The 16,754-nt window shown below is 66.6% G+C and carries 17 protein-coding genes; 11 read left to right on the forward strand and 6 right to left on the reverse strand.

Going from position 1 to position 16,754, the window contains the following annotated elements:
* The first annotated feature begins 100 nt into the window (after positions 1-100).
* From pyrG to HUK68_RS14040, 6 genes are all read left to right on the forward strand, one after another.
* Positions 101-1,759, forward strand: coding sequence for a CTP synthase (gene pyrG / locus HUK68_RS14015; protein WP_175504725.1), 1,659 nt, complete (start codon positions 101-103; stop codon positions 1,757-1,759).
* Between the two features lie 24 nt (positions 1,760-1,783).
* Entirely contained in the window at positions 1,784-2,641 is an 858-nt protein-coding gene (kdsA, locus tag HUK68_RS14020; RefSeq protein WP_175504726.1) for a 3-deoxy-8-phosphooctulonate synthase, read from the forward strand.
* A gap of 2 nt (positions 2,642-2,643) precedes the next feature.
* Positions 2,644-2,934 carry a DUF1330 domain-containing protein gene (locus tag HUK68_RS14025; RefSeq protein WP_175504727.1) on the forward strand — a complete coding sequence of 97 codons (291 nt, stop codon included), beginning with the start codon at positions 2,644-2,646 and terminating at the stop codon, positions 2,932-2,934.
* A gap of 66 nt (positions 2,935-3,000) precedes the next feature.
* The gene (gene eno / locus HUK68_RS14030; RefSeq protein WP_175504728.1) at positions 3,001-4,287 is read left to right on the forward strand and encodes a phosphopyruvate hydratase; all 1,287 of its coding nucleotides are present in this window, start codon (positions 3,001-3,003) and stop codon (positions 4,285-4,287) included.
* A 63-nt stretch (positions 4,288-4,350) separates the two neighbouring features.
* On the forward strand, positions 4,351-4,629 hold the full coding sequence (locus HUK68_RS14035; RefSeq protein WP_175504729.1) for a septum formation initiator family protein: 279 nt from the start codon (positions 4,351-4,353) through the stop codon (positions 4,627-4,629).
* A 10-nt stretch (positions 4,630-4,639) separates the two neighbouring features.
* Positions 4,640-5,113 (forward strand): hypothetical protein, encoded by a 474-nt coding sequence (locus tag HUK68_RS14040; RefSeq protein ID WP_175504730.1) that lies wholly within the window; start codon positions 4,640-4,642, stop codon positions 5,111-5,113.
* Between the two features lie 109 nt (positions 5,114-5,222).
* Here HUK68_RS14040 and hslO read toward each other — a convergent pair whose 3' ends face one another.
* Positions 5,223-6,221, reverse strand: coding sequence for an Hsp33 family molecular chaperone HslO (gene hslO / locus HUK68_RS14045; protein WP_175504731.1), 999 nt, complete (start codon positions 6,219-6,221; stop codon positions 5,223-5,225).
* A 29-nt stretch (positions 6,222-6,250) separates the two neighbouring features.
* A complete protein-coding gene (locus HUK68_RS14050) occupies positions 6,251-6,775 on the reverse strand; it encodes a gamma carbonic anhydrase family protein (protein ID WP_175504732.1) in 525 nt (174 codons plus the stop codon).
* Positions 6,776-6,818: 43 nt separating this feature from the next.
* Between HUK68_RS14050 and HUK68_RS14055 the strand changes: the two genes are divergently transcribed.
* The 3 genes from HUK68_RS14055 to HUK68_RS14065 all read left to right on the forward strand — a co-directional run bounded on the left by HUK68_RS14055 (position 6,819) and on the right by HUK68_RS14065 (position 10,275).
* Positions 6,819-7,619, forward strand: a complete 801-nt coding sequence (locus HUK68_RS14055) for a ferritin-like domain-containing protein (RefSeq protein ID WP_175504733.1) — start codon at positions 6,819-6,821, stop codon at positions 7,617-7,619.
* Positions 7,620-7,713: 94 nt separating this feature from the next.
* The gene (locus HUK68_RS14060) at positions 7,714-8,961 is read left to right on the forward strand and encodes an EAL and HDOD domain-containing protein (RefSeq protein WP_175504734.1); all 1,248 of its coding nucleotides are present in this window, start codon (positions 7,714-7,716) and stop codon (positions 8,959-8,961) included.
* Positions 8,962-8,994: 33 nt separating this feature from the next.
* Complete coding sequence (locus tag HUK68_RS14065) at positions 8,995-10,275, forward strand: EAL and HDOD domain-containing protein (protein ID WP_175504735.1); 1,281 nt, start codon at positions 8,995-8,997, stop codon at positions 10,273-10,275.
* Positions 10,276-10,399: 124 nt separating this feature from the next.
* Here HUK68_RS14065 and HUK68_RS14070 read toward each other — a convergent pair whose 3' ends face one another.
* The 4 genes from HUK68_RS14070 to queG form a co-directional block, all read right to left on the reverse strand.
* On the reverse strand, positions 10,400-11,380 hold the full coding sequence (locus HUK68_RS14070; RefSeq protein ID WP_175504736.1) for a Bug family tripartite tricarboxylate transporter substrate binding protein: 981 nt from the start codon (positions 11,378-11,380) through the stop codon (positions 10,400-10,402).
* A 148-nt stretch (positions 11,381-11,528) separates the two neighbouring features.
* The gene (gene xerD / locus HUK68_RS14075) at positions 11,529-12,464 is read right to left on the reverse strand and encodes a site-specific tyrosine recombinase XerD (protein ID WP_175504737.1); all 936 of its coding nucleotides are present in this window, start codon (positions 12,462-12,464) and stop codon (positions 11,529-11,531) included.
* Between the two features lie 96 nt (positions 12,465-12,560).
* Positions 12,561-13,526: a tripartite tricarboxylate transporter substrate binding protein BugE gene (locus HUK68_RS14080; protein WP_175504738.1), complete on the reverse strand. Its 966-nt coding sequence runs from the start codon at positions 13,524-13,526 to the stop codon at positions 12,561-12,563.
* Between the two features lie 105 nt (positions 13,527-13,631).
* Positions 13,632-14,690, reverse strand: coding sequence for a tRNA epoxyqueuosine(34) reductase QueG (gene queG, locus HUK68_RS14085; RefSeq protein WP_175504739.1), 1,059 nt, complete (start codon positions 14,688-14,690; stop codon positions 13,632-13,634).
* Between the two features lie 12 nt (positions 14,691-14,702).
* On the opposite strand from queG, the gene tsaE reads away from it, so the two are divergent.
* Both tsaE and HUK68_RS14095 read left to right on the forward strand, forming a co-directional pair.
* Positions 14,703-15,224, forward strand: coding sequence for a tRNA (adenosine(37)-N6)-threonylcarbamoyltransferase complex ATPase subunit type 1 TsaE (gene tsaE / locus HUK68_RS14090; RefSeq protein WP_175504740.1), 522 nt, complete (start codon positions 14,703-14,705; stop codon positions 15,222-15,224).
* A complete protein-coding gene (locus tag HUK68_RS14095; RefSeq protein WP_175504741.1) occupies positions 15,221-16,648 on the forward strand; it encodes an N-acetylmuramoyl-L-alanine amidase in 1,428 nt (475 codons plus the stop codon). The genes tsaE and HUK68_RS14095 overlap by 4 nt, the downstream gene beginning before the upstream one ends.
* Positions 16,649-16,754 lie beyond the last annotated feature (106 nt).

The raw sequence follows: 16,754 nt of genomic DNA on the forward strand, positions 1-16,754 counted from the left end.
CTCGCGATAGCTGGGCTATTGCTGCGGTTTGCGCCTAGCAGTCCATCCTGATCCGCAGTGCCCACTTGCCGCTCGATTTGTGCAGAACTTCCATAAAGACATGACCAAATTTGTCTTCGTCACCGGCGGTGTGGTGTCTTCCCTGGGCAAGGGAATCGCCTCCGCCTCCCTTGCTGCGATCCTCGAATCGCGCGGCCTCAAAGTCACTCTGATCAAGCTCGATCCCTACATCAACGTGGATCCGGGCACCATGTCGCCGTTCCAGCATGGTGAAGTGTTCGTGACGGACGACGGCGCCGAAACCGATCTGGACCTGGGTCATTACGAGCGTTTCATTGAAACGCGCATGAAAAAGACCAACAACTTCACGACCGGCCGCATCTACCAGAGCGTGCTCGAGAAGGAACGCCGCGGCGACTACCTCGGCAAGACGGTGCAGGTCATCCCGCACGTCACCAACGAAATCCAGGACTACATCAGGCGCGGCGCCGGCATCGGCACGCCGGATGCGGTGGACGTGGCGATCTGCGAGATCGGCGGCACCGTGGGCGACATCGAATCCCTGCCCTTCCTCGAAGCCGTGCGCCAGCTGAGCCTCAAGCTCGGCCCGAACAACTCGGCCTTCGTGCATTTGACCTACCTGCCCTGGATCGCCACGGCCGGCGAGCTCAAGACCAAGCCCACCCAGCACACCGTGCAGAAGCTGCGCGAGATCGGCATCCAGCCCGACGCGCTGCTGTGCCGCGCCCAGCACCCCGTGCCGGCCGAGGAACGCGAGAAGATCTCGCTGTTCACCAACGTGCCCGAGTGGGGCGTGATCTCGATGTGGGATGTGGACACCATCTACAAGGTGCCGCGCATGCTGCACGAGCAGGGCCTGGACGGCCTGGTCTGCGACAAGCTGCGCCTGAACACGCCGCCCACCAGCCTCAAGCGCTGGGACAACCTGGTCTATGAGACCGAGCATCCCCAGGGCGAGGTCAAGATCGCCATGGTCGGCAAGTATGTCGACCTGTCGGACAGCTACAAGTCGGTCAACGAGGCCCTGCGCCACGCCGGCATGCGCAACCATGTGCGCGTCAAGATCGACCACCTCGACTCCGAGACCATCGAGGGCCATGCGGCCGAGAAGCTGGCGCAATACGACGCCATCCTGGTGCCCGGCGGCTTTGGATCGCGCGGCGTCGAAGGCAAGATCTGCACCGCGCGCTATGCGCGTGAAAACAAGGTGCCCTACCTGGGCATCTGCCTGGGCATGCAGGTCGCCACCATCGAGTACGCGCGCCATGTCGCCGGCCTCGACAAGGCCAACTCGACCGAGTTCGACCCCAGCACGCCCAACCCGGTGATCGCACTGATCAACGAGTGGAAGGATGAGGACGGCACGATCAAGAAGCGCGACGAGAACTCCGACCTGGGCGGCACCATGCGCCTGGGCGCGCAGAGCTCCGACGTGCAGGCCGATACGCTGGCGTTCAGCATCTACGGCCCGGTCGTGACCGAGCGCCACCGCCACCGCTACGAAGCCAACGTCAACTACCTCGACCAGCTGCGCAAGGCCGGCCTGGTGATCTCGGCGCTGACCCAGCGCGAGAACCTGACCGAGATCGTCGAGCTGCCCAAGGCCGTTCACCCCTGGTACATCGGCGTGCAGTTCCACCCCGAGTTCAAGTCGACTCCGTGGAACGGCCACCCGCTGTTCAATGCCTTCATCAAGGCCGCGCTCGAGCACCAGCAGCAGCGCAGCGCCAAGGCCTGACCGTCCCGACAAAAGGAAACTCCCATGAAACTCTGCGGCTTCGACATCGGCCTGGACCAACGCTTCTTCCTCATTGCCGGACCCTGCGTGGTCGAGTCCGAACAGCTGCAGATGGACGTGGCCGGCCAGCTCAAGGAGATCACCTCCGATCTGGGCATCAACTTCATCTTCAAGAGCAGCTTCGACAAGGCCAACCGTTCCTCGGGCGCGAGCTTTCGCGGCCCGGGCATGGAAAAAGGCCTGGAGATCCTCGCCAAGGTAAGGAAGGAACTCAACGTTCCGATCCTGACCGATGTGCACACCGTCGAGGAAGTGCCCTATGTGGCCAGCATCGTCGACATGCTGCAGACGCCGGCCTTCCTGTGCCGCCAGACGGATTTCATCCGCGCGGTGGCCCAGTCGGGCAAGCCGGTCAACATCAAGAAGGGCCAGTTCCTCGCGCCGCATGACATGAAGCATGTCATCGACAAGGCCCGTGCCGCGGCCAGGGAAGCCGGCCTGCCCGAGGACTCGTTCACCGCCTGCGAGCGCGGCGCGAGCTTCGGCTACAACAACCTGGTCAGCGACATGCGCTCGCTGGCCATCATGCGCGAGACCAATGCACCCGTGGTGTTCGACGCCACGCACAGCGTGCAGCTGCCCGGCGGCAACGGCGAGACCAGCGGCGGCATGCGCGAGATGGTGCCGGTGCTGTCGCGCGCGGCCGTGGCCGTGGGCGTGGCGGGCCTGTTCATGGAGACCCACCCCGATCCGTGCAACGCGCTGTCCGACGGCCCGAACGCCGTGCCGCTCAAGCACATGCGCGCGCTGCTGGAGACGCTGGTCGCGCTCGATGACGTGACCAAGCGCAACGGCTTCCTCGAAAACCAGTTCGGAGCCTGAACATGGCCAGCGGCTACATCATTGCATCGGTCGATGTCACGAACCCCGAACAATACGCCGATTACCGCAAGTGGAGCACCCAGGCCATGCAGGCGCATGGCGCCGAGGTCTGCGTGCGCGGCGGCGAGGTCAAGATGCTCGAAGGCGACTGGAACCCGGGCCGCGTCGTCGTGCTGAAGTTCGCGAGCTTCGAGGCCGCGCAGGCGTTCTATGATTCGCCCGAATATCTAACGGCGCGCGAAGCGCGCGCCGGTGCCGCCATCATGCGCATGGTTTGCGTCGAGGGCGTCTGAACGCCTGAAGCATCCCGGCCCGCCTGCGTACGGGCCCACCAGATTCAAAACTCCCTAAGGAAAATCATGAGTGCGATTGTTGATATCGTTGGCCGCGAAGTGCTGGACAGCCGCGGCAACCCCACCGTCGAATGCGACGTGCTGCTGGAGTCGGGTGTGATGGGCCGCGCGGCCGTGCCGTCGGGCGCGTCCACGGGTTCGCGCGAAGCCATCGAGCTGCGCGACGGCGACAAGAGCCGCTACCTGGGCAAGGGCGTGCTCAAGGCCGTCGAGCACATCAACACCGAGATCTCCGAAGCCGTGCTGGGCCTCGACGCGTCGGAACAGGCCTTCCTGGACAAGACCCTGATCGACCTCGATGGCACCGACAACAAGGGCCGCCTGGGCGCCAACGCCATGCTGGCCGTGTCGATGGCCGTGGCCCGCGCCGCCGCCGAAGAAGCCGGCCTGCCGCTGTACCGCTACCTCGGCGGCATGGGCGGCATGCAGCTGCCGGTGCCGATGATGAACGTCATCAACGGCGGCGCGCACGCCAACAACTCGCTCGACCTGCAAGAGCTGATGATCATCCCCGTGGGCGCACCGAGCTTCCGCGAAGCCGTGCGCTGGGGCGCCGAAGTGTTCCATGCACTGAAGAAGATCATCCATGACAAGGGCATGAGCACGGCCGTGGGCGACGAAGGCGGTTTCGCGCCTTCCGTGGAAAACCACGAGGCCGCGATCCAGCTGATCCTCGACGCCATCGAAGCCGCAGGCTACAAGGCCGGCGAACAGATCGCTCTGGGCCTGGACTGCGCTGCCAGCGAGTTCTACAAGGACGGCATGTATGTGCTGGCGGGCGAAGGCAACATGACGCTCACCGCCACGCAGTGGACCGACATGCTGGCCGGCTGGTGCGACAAGTACCCGATCATCTCCATCGAAGACGGCATGGCCGAAGGCGACTGGGATGGCTGGAAGATCCTGACCGAGCGTCTGGCGTCGAAGGTGCAGCTGGTTGGCGACGACCTGTTCGTGACCAACACCAAGATCCTCAAGGAAGGCATCGACAAGAAGATCGCCAATTCCATCCTGATCAAGATCAACCAGATCGGCACGCTGACCGAAACCTTTGCCGCCATCGAGATGGCCAAGCGCGCCGGCTACACCGCCGTGATCTCGCACCGTTCGGGCGAGACCGAGGACTCGACCATTGCCGACATCTCCGTCGGCACCAACGCCGGCCAGATCAAGACCGGCTCGCTGTCGCGCTCGGACCGCATGGCCAAGTACAACCAGCTGCTGCGCATCGAGGAAGACCTGGGCGAGATCGCCTTCTACCCGGGCCGCGAAGCGTTCTACAACCTGCGCTGAGCCGCCTGGCCGCGCCCGGGTCCATCCCGGGCGCGGCCCATGCAACGCTTCCGATAACCGCCCATGGTCAATCGCATCGTCCCGCTGGTTCTGCTGGTGCTTCTTGCTGCCGTGCATGCGCAGCTGTGGCTGGGCCACGGCAGCGTTGCCTACGTGCAGGAGCTGCATGCGCAGATTGCCGAACAGAATGCCGCCAATGCACTGGTGCGGCATGAGAACGAGCGGCTGCAGGTCGAGGTCAACGACCTGAAGAACGGCCTGGAAATGGTCGAGGCCAAGGCCCGCAGCGAACTGGGCATGCTCAAGCCCAACGAGATCTTCGTGCAGGTCATGCACCGCTGACCCGCATCCCATGGCGCCCGATCCGCTTGCCGCCGTGGTGCATGTGCTCGGCGCGCGCCACAGCGGCGCCGAAGCGCTCTGCGCCGACCTGGCGCACAGCCTGCCCCGCTACACCGTCCTGAATGCCAGCCCCGAATGGCTGGATGCGGCACCGCCGCGCGCGCTGCCCGTGTCAGGCCGGCACTGCTGGCTGCTGTGCGGGCTGGACCTGGAATGTCCGGCGCCGGAGCAGCATTGGCAGCAAGCCGAGGATGCGGCGCTGCGCGCGCAGCTCGCGCGCGCCGGCCTGGTGTTTCGCATGGTCTATGGCATGACGCCGCAGCAGCGGCTGGCGCAGGCGCTGCAGGCGATTGACGCCGTCGCTCCCTGCGAAGCCACGGCCCTGCACCGCGCGAGTGCGGCGAGCCAGCGGCTGCGGCCGATGTGCGAGCAGTGCAGCGATCCGGATTGCGAAAGACGGCTGTTCAGCGCTTTAGGTCGCTGAGGCCCGGTGACGGGAGCCTTGGCGGTCCCGCTGTCTTTCACTGGCGCGCAGGCCGTTCATCCTTCGACGGGCTCAGGATGAACGGTGGCAAAGGCGCCAGGTTTTTGCCTTACTGCACCGCCGCCGAACTCGGCGGCTGCTTGCCGGCTTCGGTGAACAACTGCGCCGCATCGATGGGATCGAAACGGTACTGCTGGCCGCAGAATTCGCAGCCGACCTCGATCTGGCCCTGCTCCTGCACGATGCCCTCGATCTCGTCGAGTCCCAGCGTGCGCAGCATGCCGGCCACGCGTTCGCGGCTGCAGCTGCAGGCAAAGCGCGGCGCGGTGTCGTGTTGCTGGGGTTCGAAGCGCACCAGCTTCTCCTCCCAGAACAGGCGGCGCAGGATGGTGTCGACGTCCAGCGTCAGCAACTCCTCGCGCGTCAGGCTCGATGCCAGCGTGGCAATGCGGTTGTACTCCTCGTTCAGGCCGATCTGGTCATGGCCCGCTTCGGCGCTCTCCGTCGCCGCGGCCAGGTTGGCTTCGCCCTTGACCGGCATGCGCTGCACCAGCAGGCCCGCGGCCACCTGGTCGTTGGCGGCCAGCACCAGCACGGTGTCGAGCTGCTCGGACTGCAGCATGTAGAACTGCAGCGCATCGGACAGGCGCTCGAAGCGCCGGCCCTGCGCATCTTCGAGCGGCACCACGCCCTGGTAGGGCTGCTGGCCGGGCTGGCGGTCCTTGGGGTCGAGCGTGATCGCGCAGCGCCCGCCACCCGCGACATTGAGCAGGTCGGCGAGGTTGGCGTTGTCGCCCACCGGCTGCTCGCTGCGCACGGTGGCCGTGGCGCGCAGGCTCAGGTCGGGCTGGACTTCGGTCACGGCCAGCTTGACCGGGCCGTCGCCGAACACCTGCATGACCAGCGCGCCATTGAACTTGATGTTCGACTGCATCAGCACGCCGGCCGCCGCCATCTCGCCGAGCAGCGCCTGCACCGGCGGCGCATAGGCGCCGGTTTCGCTGTTGCTCGCGCGGCGCGCGAGGATTTCGGTCCAGGCGTCGGTCAGGCGCACGATCATGCCGCGCACCGGCAGGCCATCGAAAAGGAATTTGTGGAGTTCAGACACGCAGGAGTTCCTGAAAAAAGGCCCGGTTGTCAGCCGAGCTTGCGCAAGCCGCCCTTGTAGCGGCGCGCATTGTCAATGTAATGCTGCGCACTCTGGCGCAGCCCTTCAATCTGTTCGGGGCTCAGTTCGCGCACCGCCTTCGCGGGGCTGCCGATGATCATCGAGCCGTCGGGAAATTCCTTGCCTTCGGTGACCAGCGCGCCCGCGCCGACCAGGCAGTTGCGGCCGATCTTCGCGCCATTGAGCACCACCGCGCCAATGCCGATCAGCGACTCGTCGCCGATGGTGCAGCCGTGCAGCATGACCTGGTGGCCCACCGTGACGCGCTCGCCCACGACCAGTGGCTTGCCCGGATCGGCGTGCAGCACGCTGCCGTCCTGGATGTTGGTGCCCGCGCCGATCCGCAGGTTGGAGGTATCGCCGCGCAGCACGCTGCCAAACCAGATGCTCACGTCCTCGGCCAGCGTCACATCGCCGATCACCTGGGCGCTGTCGGCCACCCAGGCGGAATCGGCCATTTGCGGCGCACGGCCGTCGAGTTCATAGATCGCCATCGGGTTTGTCTCCGTTTGTTCTGTGAAAACTAGAATTGTAGGGATGGAGTTACGTCACCGCGCCCTTGAGGCCTTATGCCTTGCCGACCCCGAGCACAAAGCCCGCCAGACGCTGCATATGCATGCGCAGCAGGATTTTTCAATAGACCCGGATGTGGAACTCGCGCCCGCGCCGGGCACGGTACTGCCTGGCCACCCCGAGCGCCCCGAATTGCGCGTGCACACCGAAATGGCGCGGCGCTCGCCGGCCACGCCGCTGGGGCGCGCGGTGCTGATGCATGCGATCGCGCATATCGAATACAACGCCATCAACCTGGCGCTCGACGCGATCTGGCGTTTTCCCGGCATGCCCGAGGACTTCTACCGCGACTGGCTGCGCGTCGCGGCCGAGGAGGCCAAGCATTTCAACCTGCTGCGCGCGCATTTGCAAAGCCACGGCCATGACTACGGCGACTTTCCCGCGCACCAGGGCCAGTGGACGATGTGCGAGAAGACCAAGGACGACATCGTCGCCCGCATGGCCCTGGTGCCGCGCACCATGGAGGCGCGCGGGCTGGACGCCACGCCGCAGATCCAGGCCAAGCTGCGCCAGGTCGGCACCGACGATGCGCTGGCCGCGGTCGCCATTCTCGACGTGATCCTGCGCGAGGAAGTCGGCCATGTGGCCATAGGCAACCACTGGTACCGCTGGCTCTGCGCGCGCGACGGGCTCGATCCGGAAAGCCACTTTGTCGAGCTTATGCACCGGTATGCGGCGCCGCGCCTGCGCCCGCCCTTCAACACCGCGGCCCGGCGCGCCGCGGGCTTCAGCGAGAACGAGTTGCGCTGGCTGGAACAAACCTGACGGTTCGGCCACCAATGCGTACAGGCGGGGCACTTGTTCCTACAATCAACGCGCACGGGCAACGGCCCGCGCTGGCCTTGTTAGATTGCGATTCATGATCCCACCGTCGACCGCCCCCGCTTCTGCCGCGCCGTTGATTGCCCGGCAGTCCATCGTCAACCACCTGCAGCAGGTGGTGGGCTACGAGCTGTTCAACCGCTCGCGCACGTCCGCGCTGCATACCGCGGCTTCCGACGTGCTGCTGGTGTTCACCGCGCTGTCGCATGTGGGCACCGAGGATATCGTCGGCACCAAGCTGCTGTTCGTGAACTGCACCCATGAGAGCCTGGCCGGCGGCCATCTGGACCTGCTGAACCCGGCGCAGATGGTGCTGGAGATTCCGCCGCTCGGCCATGCCGCGCAGGAGGAGGTCGCGGCGCGCCTGCCTATCCTGGCGCAGCTGCGGGCCCAGGGCTTTCGCCTGGCGTTCGACCACAGCGTGCTCGACTCGGCCTACGCGCCCTGGCTGCAGCTCGCCGACTACATCAAGCTCGACCTGTCGGCGCTGCCGCTCGACCAGCTCGCGGTGCTGGTGCAGTACGCCCGGCGCCATACCCAGGCCCAGCTGATCGCGGAGAAGGTCGAAACCCGGCAGCACTATGAAACGGCGATCCGCCACGGCGTGCAGCTGTTCCAGGGCTATCTGTTTGCGCGCCCGTCCGAAGTCCACACCCAGTTGCTGCCGCCGGCGCAGGCCCACATCATCGAACTCATCAACCTGCTGCGCCAGCAGGCCAGCACCGAGGCCATCGAGGAGGTGCTGAAGAAGGACGCGGGCCTGGCCTTCAACCTGATGCGCATGATCAACTCGGCGGGCTTCGGGCTGCGCCGCGAGGTCAGCTCGTTCCGCGAGGCGGTGATGATCCTCGGGTTGCGCAAGCTGTTTCGCTGGGCCGCGCTGCTGTTCACGGCCACGCGCGATGGCGGCGCGCCGCCTGCCGTCTGCCAGACGGCGGTGGTGCGTGGACGGCTCATGGAACTGCTCGCGCTCGAAGCCGGCATGGGTGCGGAGCAGGCCGACCAGGCCTTCGTGACCGGCCTGTTCTCGCTGCTCGACGCGATGCTGCCGCTGCCACTGGCCTCCGCACTGGCGTTGATCAGCGTGCCCGAGCCCGTGTCGGCCGCGCTGCTCCAGGGCGAAGGCCCGCTGGCCCTGCTGCTGACACTGGCCAAGGCCTGCGAGTCCAGCGACGACGCGGCCTTCGACCAGGCCGCGCGCAGCCTGGCATTGAGCAGTACCCAGATCAACGGCGCGCACCTGCAGGCGCTGGCCTGGACCGACCATCTGACCGATCCGCTTTGACCCTACGCCCCCACTTCACTCCATAATCTTCCAATGAGTCTTACCGCCTCCGGCGCCCCCGCTGCCTCCACCTTGCCCCAGGGCGTCGATGACGACACCCTGGCCGTCATTGCACGGCAAGCCATCGTGAATGAAAAGCGCGAGGTGTTCGGCTACGAACTGTTCGACCGCTCCACCGCCCGGGACGCGCATACCGCCGCCAGCGACGCGGCGCTGCTGTTCAACGCGCTGTCGTATGCGGGCGCCGAGGCGCTGGTCGGGCAAAAGACGGTGTTCGTCAACTGCACGCAGGAAAGCCTCGCCGGCGGCCACCTCGAACTGATCCATCCCGACAAGGTCGTGCTGGAAGTGCCCACGCTCGAAGACGGCGCCACCCAGGCCGAGATCGAAGCCCGGCTCACCGTCTTCCACGGGCTGCGCGAACGCGGGTTCCGGCTGGCCTTCAACCAGCATCTGCTGCGCCGCGCCTATGCCAGCTGGCTGCCGATGGCGTCGTTCATCAAGCTCGACCTGCATACGTTTGCGCTCAAGGACGCGGGCGCGCTGGTGAAATTCGCGCGCACCCATACCAATGCCCAACTGGTGGCGGAAAAGGTCGAGACCGCCGAACAGTTCGAGCACATGCGCGCATTGGGCGTGCAGTATTTCCAGGGCTACTGGTTTGCCCAGCCCGACCTGGTGCACGCCCAGACCATCCGGCCCTCTCAGGCCACCATCCTGCAGCTCATCAACCTGGTGCGCAAACAGGGCAGCACCGCCGAGATCGAAGACCTGTTGAAGAAGGACCCGACGCTGTCCTTCAACCTGCTGCGCTTCATCAACTCCTCGGGCTTCGGGCTGTCGTGCGAGGTCACCTCGTTCCGCCACGCGGTGATGATCCTGGGGCTGAAGAAGCTGTTCCGCTGGGCCGCGCTGCTGATGACCACCTCGCGCACCGGCGGTTCACCGCCGGCCGTGGGCCAGACCGCCGTCGTGCGCGGCCGCCTGATGGAACTTCTGGCCGCCGAATTGCTGCCGCCCGAGGAGGCCGACAACGCGTTCGTGGTGGGCGTCTTCTCGCTGCTGGACGTGATGCTGGGCGTGCCGCTCGACAAGGCGCTGGAATCGGTGGCCCTGCCCCAGCCCGTGATCGATGCGCTGCTGCATGGCACGGGCGTGTTCGCACCGTTTCTCGAACTCACCAAGGCCTGCGAGAGCGGCGACGACGCGGCGTTTGCACGCAGCGCCAATGCGCTGCACCTGACCAATCACCAGGTCAACTGGGCCCACCTGCAGGCGCTGGCCTGGGCCGACGAACTCGAAACAGAGAATTGAGGCCCCCACGCTCCCCCACTGCGTGTGGGTCGCCTGGGGGGCTCAGCTCCCCACTGCTTTTGATTCAACAAAAAAGGCCGGCTGCCCCAACGGACAGCCGGCCTTCTGACATCAGCGCGATGCTTCAGTCGAGCTTGATATTGGCCGCGCGGATGATGCGCGCATTGCCGGCCGACTCTTCGGCGATCTGGCGCGCGAATTCCGACGCCTTGCCGCCCGTGGGCACGTTGTCGGTCGCGGCCAGCTTGGCCTGCAGGTCGGGCGTGGCCAGGGCCTTGTTGATTTCGGTGTTGAGGCGATCGACGATCGCGGCGGGCGTGCCGGCCGGCGCAAAGATGCCGAACAGCGACGACAGGTTGGCTGCGGGATAGCCCAGCTCGCCCAGCGTCGGCACGTTCGGCAGCGAAGCCAGGCGCTTGGGCGCGCCCACGGCCAGCGCATGGAACGAGCCGGTCTTGATGTGCTGCAGCACGGCCGGGCCGGCATTGGTCGAGAGCACTTCGAACTGCGCGCTCAGGCCGTCGTTGAGCTGCTGGCCGCCGCCCTTGTACGGGATGTGGGTGATCTCGGCCTTGGCCGTATAGGCGATCTGCTCGAGCATGATGTGGCCCAGCGACGCCAGGCCGGCCGTGGCCCAGCGGATGCTGCCCGGGTCCTTCTTGGCCTGGGCGATCAGTTGGCCGAAGTCCTTGGCGGTGGCACGCTTGGTGCCCAGCAGCAGCACCGGCGAATACATCACGCTGGCCACGGGCACCAGGTCCTTGGCCGGATCGAAGGGCAGCTTGCCCAGGTGCGGGCTCAGCGCCAGCGGGCTGATGGCCGAGAAGCCCAGCGTGTAGCCGTCCGGCTGCGACTTGGCGACCTGGTCCAGGCCGATGGCGCCGCCGGCGCCGGCCTTGTTTTCCACGACGATGGGCTGGCCCAGCTGGGCCGTGAGCTTGTCGCCCAGCGCGCGCGCGACCACATCGCTGACGCCGCCCGCGGGATAGGACACCACCACGCGGATGGGACGTGCCGGCCAGGACTGGGGCTGGGCCCAGGCAAGCATCGGCAACACGGCCAGCGCACCGGCTGCAAGCCAGCTGCGACGCAAAGAATCTGTCATTACCACTCCGAACAAGAAAAATGGGTGCGTTGCACCGCACCCGCACGCGAGGCACGGCAGGCTGCCGCACTCGCGCAATGGCCGGCATTTTGCCTTAACCTGCATAAGCGGCGCTTATGCCGGCAATAAAGGCAGCAGGCTGCGGGTGTCAGCCCCGGGGGTGGTGCTCGGCATGCAGTGTCTTGAGCCGCTCGCGCGCCACATGGGTGTAGATGGTCGTGGTCGAGATATCGACATGGCCCAGCAGCATCTGCACCACGCGCAGGTCGGCGCCATGGTTGAGCAGATGCGTGGCAAATGCATGGCGCAGCGTGTGCGGCGACAGCGGCGCGGTGATGCCCGCCTGCTGCGCATGCTTTTTCACCAGCATCCAGAACATCACGCGCGACATGCCGCTGCCGCGCTGGGTCACGAACAGGTCGTCGCTGTGCTGGCCGCCGAGGATGGCCGGGCGGGATTCGCGCAGGTAGCGCTCGAGCCACCACGCGGCCTCGTCGCCAAACGGCACCAGGCGCTCGCGCTGGCCCTTGCCCATGACGCGCACCACGCCCGCGCGCAGGTCCACCTGGTGGCTCTGCAAGCCCACGAGTTCGCTCACGCGCAGCCCGCTGGCATACATCAGCTCGAGCATGCTGCGGTCGCGCAGGCCCAGCGGCGTGTCTGCGTCGGGCGCGTGCAGCAGCGCCTCGACCTGGGCCTGGGTCAGCGTGTGCGGCAGGCGCGGCGGCTGGCGCGCCGCCAGCAGGCGCACCGTGGGGTCGGTGGCCAGGCGCTTTTCGCGCAGCGCCCAATGGAAATAGCGGCGCAGCACCGTGAGCCGGCGGTTGGCGCTGGTGGCCTTGCTGTGCTCCACGCGCGCGGCGAAATAGTCCTGCAGCTGCGTTTCCTGCGTGGCGTCCAGGGCCAGCGGCTCGGGCCGTTGCGCCAGCCATTGCGCATAGAGCGTGAGGTCGCGCCGGTAGGCGGCCAAGGTGTTGCGCGCGAGCCCGTCCTCGAGAAAGAGCGCATCGACAAACGCATCGATGGCGGCCTGGCTCTCGGGCAGCGGCGCGGTGGCATTGGCAGAAGGCTTGGAGGTCGGCATATGCCAAGCCTACACGCTGGCGCGGGGGCTGGAACCGAAAACAAAAAACCCGCAGCGCGGACGCTGCGGGTTCGGGGGAGCCGGGCTGGCGGACGCTCAGTCCAGCGTCAGCTTCTGCTTGGCAACCACTTCCTTGTAGACGGCCAGTTCGTTCTTGAGTTCGGCGGCGAACTCTTCAGGCGAATTGGCGACCACCAGCGAGCCCGTGTCCTCGATGCGCTTGCGCACCGCGGGGTCTTGCAGCGCCTTGCGCGTGGCGGCGTTGATCTTGTCGACCAGTTCCTTGGGCATGCCCTTGGGGCCGAGGATGCCGTAGAACGCCATGCGGTTGACCTGCTCCAGGCCGACTTCCTTGAAGGTCGGCACATCGGGCAGCACTGCCAGGCGCTGGGGCGCGGCCACGGCGATCGCCACCAGGCGCTTGTCCTTGATGAAGGGCAGCGCCGACGGCAGGTTGTCCAGCACCATGGGGATCTGGCCGGCAACGGCGTCATTGAGCGCCGGGCCTGCGCCGCGGTAGGGCACGTGGACCATGTCGATCTGCGTCAGGCTCTTGTAGAGTTCCATCAGCATGTGCTGCACGCCACCCGTGCCCGACGAACCGTAGGAGTACTTGCCCGGGTTCTTCTTCAGATAGGCCTCGAACGACTTGTAGTCGGTGGCCGGAAACTTCGGGTTCACCGCGATCACATTGGGCGTGGCCGCGATGTTGATGATGGGCGTGAAGTCCTTGATCGGGTCGTAAGGGGTCTTCGGGTTGATGGCGGGGTTGGTCGCCATGCTCGACAGCGTGGCGATGCCCAGGTTGTAGCCATCGGGTTTCTGGCGTGCGGTCTCAAGCGCACCGATCGCACCGCCGCCGCCGCCGCGGTTTTCCACCACGACCACCTGGCCGAGTTCCTTGCCCAGGGGTTCGGCAATGACACGCGCAATGATGTCGGTGGTGCCGCCAGCCGCAAACGGGACCAGCAGCTTGATGGGCTTCGTTGGGTAGGCCTGGGCCATGACAACCGAACTTGCGAGCGCCAGGGTAAGGCCGAGCCAGCGATTGCGTTGAGACATAAAAGTCACCTTTTAGGGTTTTTTGGACTCTCGAATGCTAAGCGTTGGTCCTGCATAGGCAAAGTGGATGGAGGCACTAATTTACTAGTGTTTACCCTAGACCTTTCAATGCAGCGCCGAAGCGGGCGCGCGTTGCGCGAGCGCCCACTGCACATGCTCGCGCACCAGCGCTTCGGGATGCGCGCTGCGGCTGCGCAGCGCCTGCTCCAGCAAGGGTTCGCCGGTCTCGCGCCAGGCGTTGCCCAGCGCCACCGCGATGTTGCGCAGCCAGCGCACATGGCCGATGCGCCGGATCGGGCTGCCCTCGGTGCAGCGCAAAAAGGTGTCCTCGTCCCATGCGAAAAGCTGCGCCAGCTGCGCGCCGACCAGGCCGCCACGCGCGTCGAAATCGGGCAGGCGGCTGGGCTGGGCAAATTTGTTCCAGGGGCAGGCCAGCTGGCAGTCGTCGCAGCCGTAGATGCGGTTGGCCAGCAGCGGCCGCAGTTCCTCGGGAATCGCGCCCGCATGCTCTATGGTCAGGTAGGAGATGCAGCGGCGCGCATCGACACGCTGCGGCGCGACGATCGCGCCCGTGGGGCAGGCGTCGCTGCAGGCCTGGCAGCTGCCGCAATGCGCGCTGACCGGCGCCGTGGGCTCGAGCGCCAGGTCGACATAGATCTCGCCCAGGAAGAACATCGAGCCGGCCTCGCGGCTCAAGACCAGCGTGTGCTTGCCGCGCCAGCCCTGGCCGCTGCGGCTGGCCAGCTCGGCCTCGAGCACGGGCGCGGAATCGGTGAACACGCGGTGGCCGAACGGGCCGACCTCGGCGGCAATCCGGTCGCTGAGCTTTTGCAGGCGCGCGCGCAGCACCTTGTGATAATCACGGCCACGGGCATACACCGAGACGATGGCCTCGCCCGGGCGTTCGAGCCGCGACCATTCGACCGCCTGCCAGCCGGCGGGCGTGTCGCGCGGCAGGTAGTCCATGCGCACCGTGATCACGCTCACGGTGCCGGGCACCAATTCGGCCGGGCGCGCGCGCTTGAGGCCATGGGCCTGCATGTAATGCATGTCGCCATGGAACCCTTGGCCCAGCCATTGGATCAACCCGGGCTCGGCTGAGGACAAATCCACGCCCGCGACCCCGATTTGGGAAAATCCCAGCTCCCGGGCCCAATCTTGCATCAAAGGAAAGAGTTGACTGCTGCACACCATACCCCTGCGATTGTAGGAAGCGACGAAAACCCCCTGGCTGCGGCGCGCACGCTGCAGTGGCAGTCCGAGGACGATACGGCGCGCTTTGCCGCGCAGCTGGCGCAGTGGCCCGGCCTGCGCAACGCCTACCTGACGCTGCATGGCGACCTGGGCGCAGGCAAGACCACGCTGGTGCGCCACCTGCTGCGCGCGCTGGGAGTGCAAGGGCGCATCAAGAGCCCGACCTATGCCGTGGTCGAGCCGCATGAAGCGCCGGACATGCCGGTCTGGCATTTCGACTTCTACCGCCTCGAAGACCCGCGCGAATGGGAAGATGCCGGTTTTCGCGACATTTTCGCCAGCCCCGGCCTCAAGCTGGCAGAATGGCCGGAAAAAGCAGCTGCCATGACGCCGCCTGCTGATATCGCCATCCATATCGAAGCAATCGACGAAACGCAGCGCAGCGTGACGCTGGTGGCCCACACCCCTGCCGGCCGCGAGCTGCTTGCCCACTGGCCCGCATGAACGACGTCCTTCCCCCCTCCAACTCCCGGCGCACTCTTTTACAGGCCGGCACGCTGGCCCTGCTGCTCGGAGCGCAGCAGATCGCACGCGGCGCCACCATCATGGCGGTGCGCGTCTGGCCCGCGCCCGAATACTCGCGCGTCACGCTTGAATCCGACACCCCGCTGGTCGCCAAGCAGTTCTTCATTGCCTCGCCGCCGCGGCTGGCGGTCGACATCGAGGGCATCGAACTCAACCCCGCGCTGCGCGAACTGGTCGCCAAGGTGCGCCCGGACGACCCGAACATCGAGGCCATCCGCGTCGGGCAGAACGCGCCCAATGTCGTGCGCCTGGTCATCGACCTCAAGCAAAAGGCCGTGCCCCAGGTGTTCACGCTCGCGCCCGTGGCCGCCTACAAGCACCGGCTGGTGTTCGACCTCTACCCCGAGAAGGCCGTCGATCCGCTGGAAGAGCTGATCACCGAGCGCCTGCGCGATGCGGGCGCCGGCACGGCCATGGCTGCCGCGCCGGCGCCGGCCCCGGCCGCCGCGGCACCGGCCGCCGCGGCGCCCGATCTGCTGGGCGACCTGATTGCCGAATACAGCCAGAAGCCGGGCACCGCCGTGCTCGCACCCGCCCCCGCGCCGCCCACCCTCATTGCCAAGCTGCCGCGGCCTGCCCCCGCGCCCCCGCTGCCGGTGCGCGCCACCGCGCGCCAGACCGACCGCATCATCATCGTCGCGCTCGATCCCGGCCATGGCGGCGAGGACCCGGGCGCGATCGGCCCGGGCGGCACGCGCGAGAAGGACGTGGTGCTCAAGGTCGCCCATCTGCTGCGCGACCGCATCAACGGCTCGGAGATCAACGGCAGCCCGATGCGCGCCTTCCTCACGCGCGACGCCGACTATTTCGTGCCGCTGGGCACGCGCGTCGAAAAGGCGCGGCGCGTGCAGGCCGACCTGTTCGTCAGCATCCACGCCGATGCCTTCACCACGCCCCAGGCCAGCGGCGCCAGCGTCTTTGCGCTGAGCCAGAGCGGCGCGTCCAGCACCGCCGCGCGCTGGCTGGCGAACAAGGAAAACCAGGCCGACCTGGTGGGCGGGCTCAATGTCGGCAAGCAAGACCGCGAACTGCAACGCGCGCTGCTCGACATGAGTACCACCGCGCAGATCAACGACAGCCTCAAGCTCGGCAGCGCGCTGCTGGGCGAGATCGGCGGCTTTGCCAAGCTGCACAAGCCGCGCGTCGAGCAGGCCGGATTTGCCGTGCTCAAGGCACCGGACATCCCCAGCGTGCTGGTCGAGACGGCCTTCATCAGCAACCCGGGCGAGGAAGCCAAGCTGCGCAGCACCGCCTACCAGAACCAGCTGGCCGATGCGCTGATGCGCGGCATTCGCGGCTACTTCGCGAAGAACCCGCCCTTGGCACGCAGCCGCGCCGTCTGATTTTCCGCAAGGCCATGGTCCTACAGCCCATGCCGGACAGCACCGGCAGGCTGATCCGGATGCATTGGGCATGCTTGATGTCAAGACCCGTAAGGGCGACACCCTA

The organism is Comamonas antarctica, from assembly GCF_013363755.1.
Classification (GTDB): Bacteria; Pseudomonadota; Gammaproteobacteria; order Burkholderiales; family Burkholderiaceae_C; genus Comamonas; species Comamonas antarctica.

Bases quoted from the DNA above. Each gene is read 5' to 3' on its own strand.
- HUK68_RS14050 (WP_175504732.1), bottom strand. From the start codon at position 6,775: ATGGCGATCTATGAACTCGACGGCCGTGCGCCGCAAATGGCCGATTCC.
- eno (WP_175504728.1), top strand. From the start codon at position 3,001: ATGAGTGCGATTGTTGATATCGTTGGCCGCGAAGTGCTGGACAGCCGC.
- HUK68_RS14065 (WP_175504735.1), top strand. From the start codon at position 8,995: ATGAGTCTTACCGCCTCCGGCGCCCCCGCTGCCTCCACCTTGCCCCAG.
- HUK68_RS14080 (WP_175504738.1), bottom strand. From the start codon at position 13,526: ATGTCTCAACGCAATCGCTGGCTCGGCCTTACCCTGGCGCTCGCAAGT.
- HUK68_RS14070 (WP_175504736.1), bottom strand. From the start codon at position 11,380: ATGACAGATTCTTTGCGTCGCAGCTGGCTTGCAGCCGGTGCGCTGGCC.
- HUK68_RS14040 (WP_175504730.1), top strand. From the start codon at position 4,640: ATGGCGCCCGATCCGCTTGCCGCCGTGGTGCATGTGCTCGGCGCGCGC.
- HUK68_RS14035 (WP_175504729.1), top strand. From the start codon at position 4,351: ATGGTCAATCGCATCGTCCCGCTGGTTCTGCTGGTGCTTCTTGCTGCC.
- HUK68_RS14095 (WP_175504741.1), top strand. From the start codon at position 15,221: ATGAACGACGTCCTTCCCCCCTCCAACTCCCGGCGCACTCTTTTACAG.
- kdsA (WP_175504726.1), top strand. From the start codon at position 1,784: ATGAAACTCTGCGGCTTCGACATCGGCCTGGACCAACGCTTCTTCCTC.
- HUK68_RS14060 (WP_175504734.1), top strand. From the start codon at position 7,714: ATGATCCCACCGTCGACCGCCCCCGCTTCTGCCGCGCCGTTGATTGCC.
- HUK68_RS14025 (WP_175504727.1), top strand. From the start codon at position 2,644: ATGGCCAGCGGCTACATCATTGCATCGGTCGATGTCACGAACCCCGAA.
- pyrG (WP_175504725.1), top strand. From the start codon at position 101: ATGACCAAATTTGTCTTCGTCACCGGCGGTGTGGTGTCTTCCCTGGGC.
- HUK68_RS14055 (WP_175504733.1), top strand. From the start codon at position 6,819: ATGGAGTTACGTCACCGCGCCCTTGAGGCCTTATGCCTTGCCGACCCC.
- queG (WP_175504739.1), bottom strand. From the start codon at position 14,690: ATGCAAGATTGGGCCCGGGAGCTGGGATTTTCCCAAATCGGGGTCGCG.
- xerD (WP_175504737.1), bottom strand. From the start codon at position 12,464: ATGCCGACCTCCAAGCCTTCTGCCAATGCCACCGCGCCGCTGCCCGAG.